The 15,937-nt window shown below is 68.5% G+C and carries 13 protein-coding genes; 4 read left to right on the top strand and 9 right to left on the bottom strand.

Features of this window, described 5'->3' with window-relative positions:
• Window positions 1–111: 111 nt before the first annotated feature.
• On the top strand, window positions 112–3,435 hold the full coding sequence (locus FV242_RS11665) for a GAF domain-containing hybrid sensor histidine kinase/response regulator (protein ID WP_147939035.1): 3,324 nt from the start codon (window positions 112–114) through the stop codon (window positions 3,433–3,435).
• 7 nt (window positions 3,436–3,442) lie between these two features.
• Here the strand turns inward: FV242_RS11665 and FV242_RS11660 are convergent, their stop codons facing one another.
• The 7 genes from FV242_RS11660 to FV242_RS11630 all read right to left on the bottom strand — a co-directional run bounded on the left by FV242_RS11660 (window position 3,443) and on the right by FV242_RS11630 (window position 8,381).
• Window positions 3,443–3,748: a hypothetical protein gene (locus tag FV242_RS11660; RefSeq protein ID WP_147939034.1), complete on the bottom strand. Its 306-nt coding sequence runs from the start codon at window positions 3,746–3,748 to the stop codon at window positions 3,443–3,445.
• A complete protein-coding gene (locus FV242_RS11655; protein WP_147906337.1) occupies window positions 3,745–4,056 on the bottom strand; it encodes an EthD family reductase in 312 nt (103 codons plus the stop codon). Before FV242_RS11655 ends, FV242_RS11660 begins: the two co-directional genes overlap by 4 nt.
• A 405-nt stretch (window positions 4,057–4,461) precedes the next feature.
• A complete protein-coding gene (locus FV242_RS11650) occupies window positions 4,462–4,743 on the bottom strand; it encodes an addiction module antidote protein (RefSeq protein ID WP_147906338.1) in 282 nt (93 codons plus the stop codon).
• A 2-nt stretch (window positions 4,744–4,745) separates the two neighbouring features.
• A complete protein-coding gene (locus FV242_RS11645) occupies window positions 4,746–5,036 on the bottom strand; it encodes a type II toxin-antitoxin system RelE/ParE family toxin (protein WP_147939033.1) in 291 nt (96 codons plus the stop codon).
• A gap of 145 nt (window positions 5,037–5,181) precedes the next feature.
• Window positions 5,182–6,513: an NAD(P)/FAD-dependent oxidoreductase gene (locus FV242_RS11640; protein ID WP_147939062.1), complete on the bottom strand. Its 1,332-nt coding sequence runs from the start codon at window positions 6,511–6,513 to the stop codon at window positions 5,182–5,184.
• A 123-nt stretch (window positions 6,514–6,636) separates the two neighbouring features.
• Window positions 6,637–7,284 (bottom strand): maleylacetoacetate isomerase, encoded by a 648-nt coding sequence (maiA, locus tag FV242_RS11635; protein WP_147939032.1) that lies wholly within the window; start codon window positions 7,282–7,284, stop codon window positions 6,637–6,639.
• Window positions 7,285–7,442: 158 nt separating this feature from the next.
• A complete protein-coding gene (locus FV242_RS11630) occupies window positions 7,443–8,381 on the bottom strand; it encodes an aspartate/glutamate racemase family protein (protein WP_147906341.1) in 939 nt (312 codons plus the stop codon).
• A gap of 844 nt (window positions 8,382–9,225) precedes the next feature.
• On the opposite strand from FV242_RS11630, the gene moaB reads away from it, so the two are divergent.
• On the top strand, window positions 9,226–9,783 hold the full coding sequence (moaB, locus tag FV242_RS11625) for a molybdenum cofactor biosynthesis protein B (RefSeq protein WP_147939031.1): 558 nt from the start codon (window positions 9,226–9,228) through the stop codon (window positions 9,781–9,783).
• On the opposite strand, the gene FV242_RS11620 is transcribed toward moaB, so the two are convergent.
• Together FV242_RS11620 and FV242_RS11615 are read right to left on the bottom strand one after the other, a co-directional pair.
• Window positions 9,773–11,227, bottom strand: coding sequence for an amino acid permease (locus FV242_RS11620; RefSeq protein WP_147939030.1), 1,455 nt, complete (start codon window positions 11,225–11,227; stop codon window positions 9,773–9,775). The genes moaB and FV242_RS11620 overlap by 11 nt on opposite strands.
• 139 nt (window positions 11,228–11,366) lie before the next feature.
• A complete protein-coding gene (locus FV242_RS11615) occupies window positions 11,367–11,897 on the bottom strand; it encodes a hypothetical protein (protein ID WP_147906344.1) in 531 nt (176 codons plus the stop codon).
• 128 nt (window positions 11,898–12,025) lie between these two features.
• Between FV242_RS11615 and FV242_RS11610 the strand changes: the two genes are divergently transcribed.
• Together FV242_RS11610 and FV242_RS11605 are read left to right on the top strand one after the other, a co-directional pair.
• A complete protein-coding gene (locus FV242_RS11610; RefSeq protein ID WP_147939029.1) occupies window positions 12,026–13,141 on the top strand; it encodes a PA0069 family radical SAM protein in 1,116 nt (371 codons plus the stop codon).
• Window positions 13,142–13,478: 337 nt separating this feature from the next.
• On the top strand, window positions 13,479–15,608 hold the full coding sequence (locus tag FV242_RS11605; RefSeq protein WP_147939028.1) for a methyl-accepting chemotaxis protein: 2,130 nt from the start codon (window positions 13,479–13,481) through the stop codon (window positions 15,606–15,608).
• Window positions 15,609–15,937: the final 329 nt, after the last annotated feature.

Below are 15,937 nucleotides of genomic sequence, written 5' to 3'. Positions count from 1 at the left end.
TGCGCGACCCCAGACCAGCTTGAAACGCGTCCGCAGTCGCGGCAACGCTCCCGCTCGGCCCGAACAGGCGCTGAGGAATGCCCGACGGCGATTTGGCCCCGGAGACGGTCGGTGAGAGTACATCCGGATGATGAGGCGGCGCGGCTCGCGGCCCTGGACGCCCTCGGCATCGTCGGCACCCCGCCCGAGCCGCATTTCGACGCCGTCTGCCGGATCGCCTGCCGCCTGTTCGGCGTGCGCAGCGCGTTCGTAGGATTCATCGATGACACGCAGCTCTGGCTGAAGACCCCCTGCATCGACGTGCCGGGATCGATGCCGCGGGAGCTGGGCCTGTGCGAGCACACGATTCGCAGCAACGCCATGCTGGTCGTGCCCGACACGCGGGCCGATCCCCGGTTTCGCGATCTGCCCGGGGTCGCCGCCCCGGGCGGCTTCCGATTCTACGCGGGCATCCCCCTGAGCCTGTCGCCGGGCGTCAGGATCGGCACCTTCTGCCTGATCGACCCGGCGCCTCGGGACCGGCTCTCCGAGGCCGACGCAGAGGCGTTCCGCGACCTCGCCGAGATCGTGATCGCCCATCTGCGGCTCTCGGAGGCCGATGGCCGGCGCAGACAGGAGATGGCGCAGGCGGTGATCCGCGAGGCCCTGATCCGGGAGCAGCATCGCGAGATCAACGCCCGCTCCGAGGCGCAGGCGGCGGCGAACCACCAGCTGACCATGGCCGAGCAACTCGCCAGCGTGGGCAACTGGCGGGTGGACCTCGCCGACGGGCAGCCGGTCTGGTCGGAGAGCCTGTACGCCATCGCCGGCCGCGATCCGCGGAAGCCGGCGCCGCCGCTCTCCGCCTTCTCACAGATCTACCACCCCGACGACCGCGAGCGGCTGGAGGGCATCGTCGCGGATGCCATCGCCCGGGGCGCGAGCTTCGACTTCGAGGCGCGGCTGCTTCGGCCCAACGGCGATGTCCGCGACGTGGTCGTGCGCGGCGTCTGCCGGGGCGATCGGCCGGTGACCGGCCTGATCGGCGTGCTCATCGACGTGACCGAGCGGCGCCGCGCCGAGGACGATGTCCGCCGCAGCGAGCTGCGCTACCGCGGTCTCGCCGAGACCCTGCCGCTGCTGATCTGGACCATGCGGGTCGGCGACGGGCAGGCGACCTACGCCAACGCACAGTTCCACGCCTATTACGGGCCGATCGGGCTGGAGCGCGTGGATCGCCTCGCCCGCAACCACCCGGAGGACGCCGCCGGCATGGAGGTGGCCTGGCAGCAGGCGATCGAGACCGGGATCGGCTACGGCGGCCAATGGCGGATCCGGCGGCACGACGGCGCCTACCGGTGGCACAAGATCTCTCTGATCCCGATCTACCTCGATCCCGACGACGGCAAGGTCGTGGAGTGGCTCGGCACCGCGCTCGACGTCGACGACATCGTCACGGCGCGGCTTGCCGTCGAGGAGGCGCGCGGGCTCCTGGGGATCGCCCTCGACGCGGCCGATGCCGGTACCTGGGACTGGGACATGCGCACGGGGTTCGCCACCCTGAGCCCCGAGAGCGCGCGCATGCACGGCCTGCCCGATACCGGCCGGGCGCACACGATGGCCGCGGCCGACTGGACCGCCCTGGTCCACGCCGAGGACGTCGGCGACGTCTGGAACGAGATTCGCCGCGCCGTGGAATCGTCCTCCGCCTACGTCGCCGAGTTCCGGGCGGGCGAGCGCTGGATCTACGCGCGCGGGCGCACGCTCTTCGGTCCCGAGGGCCAGCCGCAGCGCATGGTCGGGCTCCACCTCGACATCTCCGAGCGCAAGGCCGCCGAGGCCGCCCTGCGGGAAGCCACGCGGGACGCGGAGGCCGCGCGGGCCGATGCCGAGCGGGCGAGCGCGGCCAAGAGCGAGTTTTTGGCCGCGATGAGCCACGAGATCCGCACGCCGCTCAACGGCATCCTGGGCTACGCCGACCTGCTCCTCGACGAGAGCGCGATCCGGGACGAGGACCGGCGGCGGCTGGAGCTGATCCACAGCTCCGGGGCGGCCCTCCTCACCGTGGTCAACGACATCCTCGACTTCTCGAAGATCGAGGCCGGCGAACTGACCCTCGACCCGGTCGGCTTCCCGCTGGCCGCGCTCGTGGACAGCACGGTCTCGATCGTGCGCGGCAGCGCGCTCCGGAGCGGGTTGCGGATCGAGGCCGAGATCGACCCGGCGCTTCCGAGCGTCGTGGTCGGCGATCCCGGCCGCCTGCGGCAGGTGCTGCTCAACCTGCTCAACAACGCCGTGAAATTCACCCCCGAGGGCTCGGTGATCGTGACCGTGCGCCGGGAGGGCGAGGGCATCGCGCCCGAGGGCGGCCCCGGCGACGTGGTCCGGTTCGCCGTCACCGATACCGGCATCGGCATCGCGCCATCGCAGCAGGAGCGCTTGTTCAAGCGGTTCAGCCAGGTCGACGGCTCGATCAGCCGCCGCTTCGGCGGCACCGGACTCGGTCTGGCGATCTCCCGGCATCTCGTCACCCTGATGGGCGGCGAGATCGGCATGGACAGCCGGGAGGGGGTGGGTTCGACCTTCTGGTTCCGCCTGGTCCTGCCGCGCAGCAGCGAGGCCGTGGACGCGCTTCGCCTTGGGACGGCGCCGTCGCCGCCGCGTCCGGCCGGCGGATCCCGGCCGCCGCCGGATGGGCCGTCGCTGCGCCTGCTCCTGGTCGAGGATGTACCGCTCAACCAGGAGCTCGCCTGCGCCGTCCTCGAATCGCAAGGCTACACCGTCGAGGTCGCCGGGGATGGCGGCGAGGCGATCACGGCCGTCGGCCTGTCGGTGGCCGAGGGGCGCCCGTACGACCTCGTCCTGATGGACGTGCAGATGCCTGGCGTCGACGGACTCACCGCCACGCGGCGGATCCGCGCCCTGGCGCCGCCAGCCTGCGACGTCCCGATCGTGGCGATGACAGCCAACGTCCTGCCGGAGCAGGTCGCGGAGCTGCGCGAGGCCGGGATGGACGACCATGTCGGCAAGCCGTTCCGCCGGGCGGACCTGTTCGCCACGATCAGCCGCTGGACCGCCCCCGGAGCCCGCCGCCGGGCCCGCCAGGAGACGCCGCGGCGCAAAGTTGCGGTCGATCCCGCGGTTCTCGACGCCGCGGTGCTCGCCGACATGGAGACGAGTTTCGGTACGGATCAGGTGGGCGGGCTGCTGGATCTGCTCTCCAACGAGCTGTCCGAGCGCTTCCGCCCGAGCGAGACCGACCGCCTCCAGATCGCCCACGACGCCCACGCCATGGTGGCGGCGGCCGGGCTCCTCGGTTTCGTCGGGCTCTCGAGCCTGTGCCGGGAGGTCGAGGCCGCCGCCCATGCAGGCGCCGACCTCGTGCCGCTGATCCGGCGCCTGGAGGTGCAACGGGCCACGACCCTCCGGGCGATCCGCCAGCTGCGGGCGGCGTGAACCGGTTCTAGGGCTCCTCAACCTCCGAAAGCGGATCGCCGGTCCAGGTGGTCGCGAAGGCGGCGAGCTGCCGGGCATCCGCGAAGGTGGCCACGCTCACGTCGCGCTCGGCCGGCACCGCCCCCGGATAGGGGGCGAGCAGGACCCGCACCCGGGCGAGGCGACCGCCCGGGGCGTTCGCGTCGATCCAGGCCTGCGCCTCGGGGGTGAGGCGATCCGGACCATCGAGGGCGCGGGCGTCGGCGCGCAGCACGACCACGTAGGTGCCGAGGCTCGGATCGGCCTGCTGCACCGCCTTGACGATATCGATCACGGGCTCTCCGCAAAGTCGTTGATCTGCACCTGGGCCTGCGCCGCGGTGAAGTTCGGGATGTCGGCGAAGATCTCCTCGCCGTGGGCCGCCACGGCCTTCTTGAACGCGTCGGCCGATTCGAAGGTCAGCAGCGCCATCACCTGGAACGGGGCCGGGCCGCCGTCGGGGGTGCCGGCACCCTTGACCACCTTCGCTTCGTGGAGGCCCAGCGCCGACCAGCGCTCACGCACCAGCGGCATGTGGTGCCCGAGATAGTAGCTCATGTCGAAGTTCGGGCCGGTCGGATACATCACGCTCACGAGGATCATAGGGCGTCCTTCCTGTTGCGGCCCCCGTGTCGCCGGGGTGCCGGTGGATCCGGGCGCATCATTCCGAGCGGGCGATGCCGGCTGTCGGAAAACGATGATGCCGTGTTGACGGCTTAGAGCATGTTCCGACGACGTTGGCGCGGGTTCGGCTGAGAAAATGCGGTCCCCTCGAGCACCCGGGCGAAATTCATCTGCCCGTGAACGGCTTTTGCTCCGAGAGCGACCGGATCATAAGCACGGTGCTATGATGCCGGCGAGGGCTTCGTACAAAGCGGTTGTCCCAAACGTCACGCCCGCTGCTGCATGGCCCGCGGTAAGTCCGGTCGCGACAGGCGCCCGGGCGAACGCGTCGAGCGTGAGGACAGGCCGGATCGCTGGCCCCCTTTTACACTGTTCAGGGATCGATCACGCCGCCACGGCGAGGCGCACACCCAAGGCTTTCAGGACGCGCAGCAAGGTGTCCAGCGTCGGATTGCCATTGTCGCTGAAGGCTTTGTACAGCGCCTCGCGACTGATACCCGTCTCGCGGGCCAGCGCAGACATGCCGTGCGAGCGGGCAATCGTGTTCAACGCGCCCAGCAATTCCTCCGGAGTCCCGTCCTCGAGATAGGCATCGAGATAGGCTGCGATGTCGGCCGGGGTTCTCAGGACTTCGGCCGCATCCCAGGGCTTGGTCTCTATCGCCATTGTCAAACCTCCCGCGCCATAGTCTTGGCCCGTTCGATGTCCTGCGTCTGCGAGCCCTTGTCGCCACCGCACAGTAGGATCACGACGACATCACCGCGCAGAGTGTAATAAACTCGGTATCCCGGCCCGAAAGAGAACCGCAATTCGCTGACGCCATCGCCAACGGACTTGGCATCGCCGAGGTTGCCCTGAGCGATACGGTCGATCCGCTTGGTGATCCGCGCCCGCGCCTGGACATCCCGCAAAGCGTTCAGCCAAGCGATGAATTCGCCGGTGCGGCGCACTTGGAACATGTTAGGTCTCGTAACCCAGAAAGCGGCAAAATGTCAACTATAATTCACATTCCGCCTCCTAGGATGCGTTCGAGATCCACGCGATTCTAGCGACCGTTCGTCCTTCCTGTTGCGGCCCCCGTGTCGCCGGGGTGCCTGTGGGACATCAATGCAGCTTTACCCGTGATTCGGTACGGCGGGTGAGCGCCCGGGCCAGGGCGTCGAGCGCCGTCTTGACGCTGCCGTGCAGGGCACGCTCGTGCATCTTGTAGAGCGAGCGGTACATCATCCGGGCGAACAGCCCGGCGATCAGCATGTTCTTGCCCCGGACGAAGCCCATCAGGCTGCCCACCGTCGAGTATTCGCCGAGCGAGACCAGCGAGCCGAAATCCTTGTACTTGAACGGCTTCAGGGGCTTGCCGTCGATCTTGGCCTGGATCTGGCCGATCAGGTGGCTGGCCTGCTGATGGGCCGCCTGCGCCCGGGGCGGCACCGGCGTGTCCGAACCGGCCTCGACCAGGTAGGCGCAGTCGCCCATCGCGAAGATGTCAGGGTCGCGGGTGGTCTGCAGGGTCGGGGCGACCACCAGCTGGTTGGTCCGGGTGGTCTCGAGCCCGCCGATGCCCTGCAGGAACGGCGGCGCCTTCACGCCGGCCGCCCAGACCACCAGCTCCGACGGGATGAAGGTGCCGTCGGCGAGCTGTACGCCGTCCGCGCGCACCTCGGTCACCCGCGCCTTCACGCGAACGTCCACCCCGATCTTGTGGAGGAGCTGCATCACCTCCACCGAAAGGCGCTGCGGCACCGCCGGCAGGATCCGTTCGGCCGCTTCGACCAGGGTGATCCGGATGTCCTTGCCTGGGTCGATCCGGTCGAGGCCGGTGGCGACCACGTGGCGGAAGGTCCGGTGCAACTCGGCGGCGAGTTCGGTGCCGGTGGCCCCGGCCCCGATCACCGTGACATGGAGCTGGCCGGGCCGGACGGGGCCGGCCTGGGTGTGGGCCCGCAGGGACGCGTTGACCAGGCGCTGGTGGAAGCGCACCGCCTGGTCCTGGGTGTCCAGCGCGATGGCGTGCTCGGCGACGCCCGGCGTCCCGAAATCGTTGGTGGTCGAGCCCACCGCCATCACCAGGGTGTCGTAGGGCACCGACCGCTCCGGCGTGACCTCGCGGCCCTCGGGATCGTGGCTCGCGGCGAGCCGGATCGTGCGCGCCTCCCGGTCGAGCCCGGTCATGCTGCCGATCCGGTATCGGAACCCGTGCTTGTGGGCGTGGTGCAGGTAATCGACCGCATGGTGGCCGATATCGAGGCTGCCGGCCGCGACCTCGTGGAGCAGTGGCTTCCAGATATGCGTGCGGGCGCGGTCGACCAGGGTGACGTGCGCACGCTTGCCGCGTCCCAGCTTGTCGCCGAGCTTCGTCACCAACTGGAGCCCGGCGGCCCCGCCGCCGACCACGACGACGCGATGCAGGCCGGACTCGTTCTCGTCGGGTACCATCGACACCCTTTCTCCCCACGGGTCGGGATTGACGCCCCGGCCGGATTAAACGCCTCGGAGGTCCGCTTGCCACATCTGCCGGCCGAGCGCACGCGTGACCAGAGCACGCGCGGGCGTCGCCGGTCAGGCGGCGGGGGCGCCGGGCTGGCGCAGGGGATGCGCCTCGACGACCGCCGGCAGGGCGAGGCAGGCCTCGGCGATCCGGGCGACCGTCGGGTAGGCGGCCGTGTCGATCCCGAAAATGCCGGTCCCGACCCAGAGGCTGACGAGGCACAGGTCGGCATGGCTCACCGCGTCGCCCTGGCAGAAGCGGCCGGTGCCAGGCTCGGTGGAGAGCCGGGTTTCGAGGGTCGTCAGGCCGGTCTCGAACGCGTTGCGCAGGAAGGCCAGCATCCGCTCCCGGGGCAGCCCGTACTCCTCCATCAGGAACGTGCGGACGCGGGGCACGTAAAGCGGGTGGGTGTCGCAGGCCACGACCTGGGCGAGGGAGCGTGCCCGGGCCCGCGCCCGCGGCTCGTCCGGCAGCAGGCGAACGCCGCCCCGCGTCTCCTCCAGGTAATCGAGGATCGCCAGGGACTGGGTCAGCGGCGGCCCGTCGCCGTCGAACAGGGCCGGCACCGCACCTTGCGGGTTGATCCTGCGGAACTCGGGCTTGTGCTGGTCGCCGGCATCGAGGTCGATGAAGGTCTCCTCGTAGGCGAGGCCCTTCAGCTTCAGGGCGATCCGGACCCGGAAGGCGGCGGCGGAGCGCCAGTTGCCGTACATGTGCATGGGATGGGTTCCGAAGCGCGGTGTCCTCGCCGCGCAAGACACGCGAAGACACCGCGATTCGTTGCCAACGGCAAGTCGCGACGACCGGGACGGGTCGACGCCGCGTCGTTACAGCACCGATCGCACGGCGCTAGACCCCCTCGGCGGCAGGGCTTCCGCTACGTACGCGGATCCTGCTGTCCACCGACCGATGCGAGCAGCGATGCGGCAGCCTTTCGCTTGCCTTTGCCTTTGCCCTTGACCTTGTGCGGATAAGGCAAGCTGTCGCGATAGGGCAGCGTGACGGGAATTTTTGACGTGTCGTCGGCGGCCACGTCGCGCGATCCCACCGGAGCGGGCCGCATCTCGTCGTGTCGTGGCAGCGCCGGACGCACGATGTCATGTCCGGCGACACACCACCTGGCCGCCGCCGCGGCGTGGATCCGGGCGGTGTGCAGGACCGGCACCGCGTTCGGCTTGTTGAAGGCCAGGTCGATCTCCGGCGAGGCGACGACGATTCCATCGACGTTCTGCGCTTCGAAGTCAGCGATGATCTGGTTGTAGGTTTCGAGTTCGAGCGCGGTGCACTCGCCGTTGTAGATCCGATTGCAGACTGAATAGTCTATGTTGACCCACAGTTTTTGGCTGGGGAGCACCACATCCACGCCGTGCGATCCGTCGATCAGAGCCCCGTAGTAGGATTGGCTCATCGTCACCGAGGTCCCGATGAAGCCGACTTTCTTAAGGGACATGCGCCGGATCTCCTCGACCAAGGCGTCCCGCCTGTGCAGCACAGGAACGCCAAGATGAATCGCTTCCCGTTCGAGAACGCAGTGAAGGGTGTCGCTGGTTATCATCAACCCATCGACGCCCTCCAGAAGAAGATAGGTGACCGCCTCCTCGACCTGATGCGCGATTGCGGGCCAGCCGTCTTGTGAGAGGAGATGAACGATCGTATCCGGATCGAGACTCCACGTGGAAAGATTTGCGGCGGAGCGATTGCGAGTCAGATCCAGAACTTCACGATTGACGAGATTGTGATGTCTGAGCGTCGAATGGCGGCTCAATCCACCAAGGATACCCAACTTTCGAGAGACGGAAATCATCTTGCGCTCCACGATTCCGCGTCATGACGATGTGTCCGCCATCCAGGAAATCTTCTGCCTGGATGCGCTGGAACATGTGCGGAGCATCGCCTGTTCTATGCTGAGTTTCGGGCGATGCCAATGATTTGCGAAAGAGCGCCTGGACGCGAAGAGAATCGATGTCCGCACCTGGACGCTGTCCGTACAGGCTCGATGAATCGGATTGCGGAACGGAAGCCTCGATTCGATTCGCGCGCAAACTCCTTCTCGAAGTGTCGTTGCGAAGCCGGGATGGGATCTCGGCTCCTGTGTCGGCGCGCGAAAGACTGTCTATCGTGTCAGCCCGCGACAAGCCGTAACGAACTATAACGCTCCGGCTTGACCACAGTGGTCTTGATGGAAGAAAAGTCAAAGGCTTTGTGGCCCTTATTTCATTTATTTATAATTATACAAAGATAAGTTGCATCGAAGGTGGCATGTCGCTTGTATAGGTGGTGCGGTGGCGAGACAGTTTTGAGTCTATTCCAGCGCATCAGTCTAAGACGTTCGTCATCGAAATCTGCGATCCCGGTGCCTCTCAAGATTCTGTGATTGAAGCTGTGCCCCTCACTTGGCTAGAATAGTTTCGTTCTGATCAGATCATCCCGTGACCTGGCGATCCTTGGTTGAGGTGCTGGGGTGCGCGCGATCCGTTTGCCGCGGGGGCGCCTGTCGAGGCGCACGCGACGAAACAGCCGGGTCGAGCGGCGCGAGCGGGCCTGCCATGCCGGGCGTGGTTTCCGCTCCAGGCGGGCTCGGCTGGAGCGGCAGCCCGAGGGGGGGCGACAATTCCGGGCCGGCAGCCCATATCGGATGCCCATCCCGGAGAGCCCTCACGATGGCCGATCAGTCCGACTCACGCCGCTTCATCCCGTTGGGGATCGCGGTGCTCACCGTCTCGGATACCCGCCGGATCGCCGACGATCGCTCGGGCGACACGCTGAGCCAGCGCCTCACGGAGGCCGGGCACCGGCTCGCCGCCCGGGCCATCGTACCGGACGAGATCCCGGCGATCCGCGCGCAGGTGGAGGCTTGGCTGCGCGAGCCGGCGGTCGACGTGGTGATCACCACCGGCGGCACCGGTTTCACCGGGCGCGACGTGACCCCGGAGGCCCTGGAGCCGCTGTTCGAGAAGCGGATGGACGGTTTTTCCGCGGTGTTCCACCGGATCTCGTACGACAAGATCGGCACCTCGACCCTGCAATCCCGGGCCACCGCCGGAGTCGCGCAGGCGACCTACCTGTTCGTGCTGCCGGGCTCGCCCGGGGCCTGCCGCGACGCCTGGGACGGCATCCTGGCGCAGCAGCTCGATTACCGGCACCGCCCCTGCAACTTCGTCGAGATCATGCCGCGGCTCGACGAGCACCTGCGGCGGGGCGCCAGCATCACGGCGTGACCGCGGTGCCTTCCTTGCGGCGCAGGACCGAGTGCCTGCGGCCGTAGAAGAAGTAGACCACGAGCCCGATCCCCATCCAGATCACCAGGCGCAGCCAGGTGTCCAGGGGCAGCCCGGCCATCAGCAGCAGACAGAACAGGATGCCGAGGATCGGCACCACCGGCACGGCGGGGGCCCGGAACGGCCGCTTCATGTGCCGGTCGGTTCGCCGCAGGTAGATCACCGATCCGCAGACCAGGATGAAGGCGGCCAGCGTCCCGATGCTGACCATCTCGCCGAGGATGTTGATCGGCACCAGCGCCGCCACGAGGGCGACCACGGCTCCGATCAGCGCCTGGCTGCGATACGGGGTCTGGTAGGTCGGGTGGACGTGGGCGAACAGCTTCGGCAGCAGCCCGTCATTGGCCATGGTGAAGAAGATCCGGCTCTGGCCGTAGAGCAGCACCAGGATCACCGTGGTCAGGCCGGTGAGCGCCCCGAGCTTGATCAGCAGGGCGAACCAGCCGATGCCGATCACGTCGACGCCCTTGGCGATCGGGTCGGGGACGTTCAGCTCCTTGTAGGGCACCAGCCCGGTGAGGACCGCGGCCACCAGCACGTACAGGATCGTGCAGACGATCAGCGAGCCGAGGATGCCGATCGGCATGTCCTTCTGCGGCTTGCGCGCCTCCTGGGCGGCCGTGGACACCGCGTCGAAGCCGATGAAGGCGAAGAACACCACGCCCGCGCCGCGCAGGATGCCGCTGTAGCCGTACTCCCCGAAGGTACCCGCGTTGGGCGGGATCAGCGGGCTCCAGTGGGCGGTGTCGACATGGCCCCAGCCGAGCGCGATGAAGGCCACCACCACGGTGAGCTTCACGGCCACCATGATGTTGTTGAACCGCGCCGATTCCTTGGTGCCGCGCATCAGCAGGATCGTGATCAGCGCCACGATCACCACCGCCGGCAGGTTGAACAGGGCGGTGCCGCCGCCGTCGATCGCCGTGCCCGGCGCGTGCGCGAACCGGGCCGGGATCACGAGGCCGACGTCCTTCAGGAGGCTCGTGACGTAACCCGACCAGCCCACCGCCACCGTGGCCGCGCCCATGGCGTATTCGAGGATCAGGTCCCAGCCGATCAGCCAGGCGAAGAACTCGCCGAGCGTGGCGTAGGTGTAGGTGTAGCTCGATCCCGCCACCGGGATCAGCGCGGCCATCTCGGAGTAGCACAGGCCGACGAACGCGCAGGCGATGCCGCCGAGCACGAAGGACAGCATGATGCCCGGCCCGGCATATTGGGCCGCCGCCGTGCCGGTGAGCACGAAGATGCCGGCGCCGATGATCGCGCCGATGCCCATCGCGGTGATCGACAGCGCCCCGAGCGATTTCGAGAGCTGCTGCTCGCCCTCGCCGCTCTCCAGGATGTCGTCGACGGACTTCCGCCCCATCAGGCCCGAGGAGTCCATCTTCGCATCCCTCCCGGCGGCGCGAAGTGGATCCGGATGCGCCGGCAAACACTTATTCAGCAAGTTTTCTGCTGTCGCGCCAGGAGTTTTCCAAAACTTTCCGCCAATAACGATAAGTCGAGCTGCGACATTCTGTCGATCAGGGCCTGTCGATGCGGGCGATGAGCGGCCGGACCTTGAGGCGGGGTGCGAATGCCGCGCCGGCCCGCAGCGCCTCGCGCCGCACCACGTCGCCGGCCCGGGCCTGCCGGGCGCCCATGAGCGCGTCGAGCCGGCCGACGACCCGGCCGGTCCAACCCGAGGCGGGGCGGTGGAGGCGGCCGAGGCCGGTCTCCGGCCGGGCGGTGCCGATGAAGCGGTCGAGGGTGCGGATCCAGCCTTCGGCCGGAACGTCCCCGGCTTCCAGGCACAGCACCCAATCCCGTCGCGCCTGCGCGGCCCCGGCCCCATAGGGATCCCTGCCCCGGTGGAGCACCAGGGCTGCCCCGGTCGCGTCCGCGATGGCTTCCGCCGCGTCGCTCTCCCGGCCGGTCACGATCACGGCGTCGCCGACCAGACCGCCGGCCACGCCCGACACCAACACGCTGAGCGTGTCGGCGAGGCGATCGATCGCGTCCGGATCGGCCGGGTCGGCCAGGTAGGTCACCGCGGAGAGCATCTGCGCGCCCATAGACGATTCTGCGCGGCGGTAAACCGGGCGTCGTCGTCTCGCCCGGGCGCCGGGGCGTTTGCCTGAAATTAAGGCGTCGGCGTCGCGTTGTTCGCGCTATGTTCCACGTGAAACACGGGGCGGCGCGCATGGCTAAGATTCCGAACGGCTCGACACCCGTCGCACCGGTGCGACTGGGATCGAGCACGCTGCCCCCGGAGGCCCGACGCGGCCGCGGTGCCACGGCGAACCCGACAGGCCGGTACGAGAGGGCGATGCGCGAGGTCTTCCGGGACCCCGATTGGGAGCCCGATGAACCCGCCACCCTGCGCACGCAGGTGACCCTGGAGCGGGCCACGCGGATCATCGCCCGCAATACCTCGCCGGACATCCCGTTCGATCGCTCGGTGAACCCGTATCGCGGCTGCGAGCACGGCTGCATCTACTGTTACGCGCGCCCGACCCATGCTTGGCTCGGCCTTTCGCCCGGCCTCGATTTCGAATCCCGGATCTTCGTCAAGCCCGATGCCGCCAAGCTGCTCGCGCGCGAGATCGCCGCGCCCGGCTATCAGCCGGAGACGATCGCGCTGGGGACCGCCACCGATCCCTACCAGCCGGTGGAGCGGGAGCACCGGATCACCCGGGCGGTGCTGGAGGTGCTGCAGGCCGCGCGCCACCCTGTCGGGATCACCACGAAGTCCGACCTCGTTCTGCGCGACCTCGATATCCTGGCCGAGATGGCGTCGGACAACCTCGTGCTCGTGGCGGTGTCGCTGCCGACGCTGGAGCCGCGCCTTGCCCGCCTGCTCGACCCCAGAGCGCCGCGGCCGGAGAAGCGGCTGGCCGCGATGCGGCGCCTGTCCGAGGCCGGCGTGCCCGTCATGGTCAACGTCTCGCCGATCATCCCGGGCCTGACCGACCACGAGATCGAGGCGATCCTCGCCAGAGCCCGCGATCATGGCGCCAGCCGCATCGGCCATGCCCTGCTGCGCCTGCCCGGTGAGGTCGCCGACCTCGTCTCCGACTGGTTCTCCGAGCATTACCCCGAGCGCCGGGCCCGGGCCTTCGCGCTGCTGGCGCAGGCCCGGGGGGGCCGCGAGAACGATCCCCGCTTCGGCCACAGATTCCGCGGGGAGGGGGCCTATGCCGAGATGATCGGCCGGCGGGTCCGTCTCGCGGGCGGGCGGCTCGGCTTCGCGTTCGGGCGCATGGCGCTGAACACGGCGGCGTTCCGCAAGCCCGGGGCGCAACTTGCCCTGTTCTGAAGCTCTCAGGCGCCGCGATCGCCGTACCGATGCGGGCGGCTCGAAACGGGGCCTTCGTTTATGACTTCGGCCTGCCGCTGGCTTCAAGCTTCGGAGAGCCGGATTCGGCCGACAGCCGCGTCATCGTCGGGCGTCGGTCGAGATGTATTTGAAAGTCGTGACGAACAATGATCCTGAACCAGGCACGCGGGCTGATGACGTGTGTCATGAAACCAAGATGAAAACGTCATGTTCTGGATCCAGAGAGGCTATTACGCCGTAAGATCTCTGGATTTGTTCCAGATCAAGATCGAAATTTGCCCGGCGCCGCATCAAAACCATGATGGAATCGACGCCGATGTCTCGTGGGCAACCCTTAACATTTGCCGGGTTCGAACTCACAACCCTCACGATCGGCAAGATCCTGTGCGCGACCTTGTTCTCATTGAGCGCCATGCTGATCGCCTCGGAGGTGTCCACCCTTCGTGAAGCCCAGGTGCAGGCGGATCGGAGCCACCGTGTGGTGGCTTTGACCGAGGCGAGCCGGACGCTTCTCAAGGATCTCCTGGCCATCCGCATGGAGCGGGGCCGCACGCTCCAGGCCCTGAAGGCCGCCGACCCCATTCCCGCGAAGGACGTGGCGCTGATCGCCGCACAGCGCACCACCATCGCGGGCGGTCTCGAGCGGCTCGCGACGCTCGCCCGGGCGGTGGATGCGCCCTCGCTGGTGACGAAGGTCGCGCCGCTGCAGCGAGCCTACGAGGCCACGCTCAAGCTGCGCCCGCAGGTCGATGCCGCCCTAGCGGTCCCGGCGGGGCAGCGATCCCCCGGCACGCTGCCCGCCATCGCGGAGGCCTCCCAGGCGCTGCTCGACGCGTTCCTGGCCACAAACGACGCGGTCGACGCTGCCATCCCCCGCGGCGACGCCACCCTCGCGCATTACCTCGACCTCAAGCGCGCGGCCTGGGCCTCGCGGGCCATGATCGGCGGCGTGGTCGTCCGGATCGAAGCTGCCGTCGCCGCCGGAACCTCGTGGACTCAGGGTGACATCGTCGCCGCGGCCGAGGAGCGCGGGCGGCTGGCTGCCGCCTGGGCCGACGTCGTGGCGGCCGCCGCCGACGAGACCTCGGATGTGGTCCGGGCCGCCTTCCGCAAGGCCAAGGCCGACAACTTCGAGGGTGAGGCCGAGGCGCGCCGCAAGGCCGCCACGGAGGCCCTCACACAGGGGCGGCCGACCGGGCTCTCCATCGACGCGCTGCGCATCCGCCACACCGCCGAGGTCAACACGATTTCCGACCTGGCGAGCGCGGCCCTCAACGCGCTGGTGGACCGAGCCCAGGCGCTGACCGACGAGGCGCGCGCCGCCCTGCTGCGGACCGCGCTGTTCCTGCTCGCCGCTCTCCTGCTGACCGGCGTCGGCACGCTGGTCGTGGTCCGACGCGTGCTGCTGCCGATCCGCTGGATGACCGATGCCATGCGGGCGCTGGCCGCGGGCGATGCATCCGTCATGGTCCCGGCTCGGAAGCACCAAGACGAGATCGGCGCCATGGCCACCGCCGTGCAGGTGTTCAAGGACAACCTCATCCGGACCCGCCAGCTCGAGGGCGAGGCGGACGAGGCTCGCCGCGCCGCCGAAGACCAGCGCCGCGCGGACATGTACCGCATGGCCGAGACCTTTGAGGCGGCTGTCTCCGGCATCGTCACCCAGGTCTCGTCCGCCGCGACCGAACTGCAAGCCACGGCCTCCCAGATGACTGCGAGCGCGCAGGAGACCGCGAGCCAGTCCGGCGCGGTGGCGGCGGCGGAGCAATCGGCCTCCAACGTCAACACCGTGGCGAGTGCCGCCGAGCAACTCGGCAGCAGCGTCGCGGAGATCGGCCGCCATGTGCAGGGCTCGACCGTCCTGGCCCAGCGGGCGGTCGGCGAATCGGACCAGACCGCCACCCTCGTCGCCGAGCTGAGCGCCGCCGCCGCGCGGGTCGGCGACGTCGTGCAGCTGATCGCCTCGATTGCCGCGCAGACCAACCTGCTGGCGCTCAACGCCACGATCGAGGCGGCCCGTGCCGGTGCAACCGGACGCGGCTTCGCCGTCGTGGCGGCCGAGGTGAAGGAACTCGCCGGCCAGACCGCCAAGGCGACCGAGGAGATCGCCAGCCAGATCGGCCGGATCCAGGGCGTCACCGGCGAGGCGGTCAGGGCGATCGAGACGATCACCGGTCGGATCCGGGAGATCGACACGGTCGCGACGACGATCGCGGCGGCGGTGGAGCAGCAGGGCGCGGCGACCCGGGAGATCGTCCGCAACGTCACCCAAGCGACCGCGGGCACGCAGGAGGTCACGGGCAACATCGCCGGGGTGGCGCAGGCCGCCGAGCAGACCGGCGCCGCGGCCGAGCAGGTCCTGGCCTCCGCCACCGGGTTGTCGCGCCAGTCCGAGCAACTCGCGGCCGAGGTGGATCGCTTCCTGGCCAACGTCCGGGCCGCCTGAGCGCTGACGGGCCGCCGTCGCGACACGCCGAAGTCTTTGTCTCGGGCTTGGACACAGGTTGCGAGACCTGATCCGACCGGCGTGTTCAGCGCGGCGAAGTAAAGCGGACATTGATCCGCTGCGGTCGAGTCAAGGGTTCGTTTGTCGGTTCGCTGATTTACTTCGGCAGGAAGATAAATAGCCGCCGTCCTGCAGGATTTTTGTAATTACCCACCCCCTTGCGCGGGTTGGGTTTCGCTGATTTCCTCCTGGGATAAGCCGAAGTGATCTTGAGCGGCTGAGCCGTGAGAGTAATTACCCACGCCATTGATGGCTGGTTTCAGGCGCCG

Source organism: Methylobacterium sp. WL64 (genome assembly GCF_008039945.1).
Taxonomy (GTDB): domain Bacteria; phylum Pseudomonadota; class Alphaproteobacteria; order Rhizobiales; family Beijerinckiaceae; genus Methylobacterium.
Note: the sequence above shows the minus strand (reverse complement) of the source record. Positions and strands in the feature narration are given on the sequence as shown.

Excerpts from the sequence above, each read along its gene's own strand:
- FV242_RS11650 (WP_147906338.1), bottom strand. The coding sequence starts at position 4,743 with ATGGCGATAGAGACCAAGCCCTGGGATGCGGCCGAAGTCCTGAGAACC.
- FV242_RS11605 (WP_147939028.1), top strand. The coding sequence starts at position 13,479 with ATGTCTCGTGGGCAACCCTTAACATTTGCCGGGTTCGAACTCACAACC.
- maiA (WP_147939032.1), bottom strand. The coding sequence starts at position 7,284 with ATGCACATGTACGGCAACTGGCGCTCCGCCGCCGCCTTCCGGGTCCGG.
- FV242_RS11655 (WP_147906337.1), bottom strand. The coding sequence starts at position 4,056 with ATGATCCTCGTGAGCGTGATGTATCCGACCGGCCCGAACTTCGACATG.
- FV242_RS11620 (WP_147939030.1), bottom strand. The coding sequence starts at position 11,227 with ATGGACTCCTCGGGCCTGATGGGGCGGAAGTCCGTCGACGACATCCTG.
- FV242_RS11615 (WP_147906344.1), bottom strand. The coding sequence starts at position 11,897 with ATGGGCGCGCAGATGCTCTCCGCGGTGACCTACCTGGCCGACCCGGCC.
- FV242_RS11645 (WP_147939033.1), bottom strand. The coding sequence starts at position 5,036 with ATGTTCCAAGTGCGCCGCACCGGCGAATTCATCGCTTGGCTGAACGCT.
- FV242_RS11610 (WP_147939029.1), top strand. The coding sequence starts at position 12,026 with ATGGCTAAGATTCCGAACGGCTCGACACCCGTCGCACCGGTGCGACTG.
- moaB (WP_147939031.1), top strand. The coding sequence starts at position 9,226 with ATGGCCGATCAGTCCGACTCACGCCGCTTCATCCCGTTGGGGATCGCG.
- FV242_RS11640 (WP_147939062.1), bottom strand. The coding sequence starts at position 6,513 with ATGGTACCCGACGAGAACGAGTCCGGCCTGCATCGCGTCGTCGTGGTC.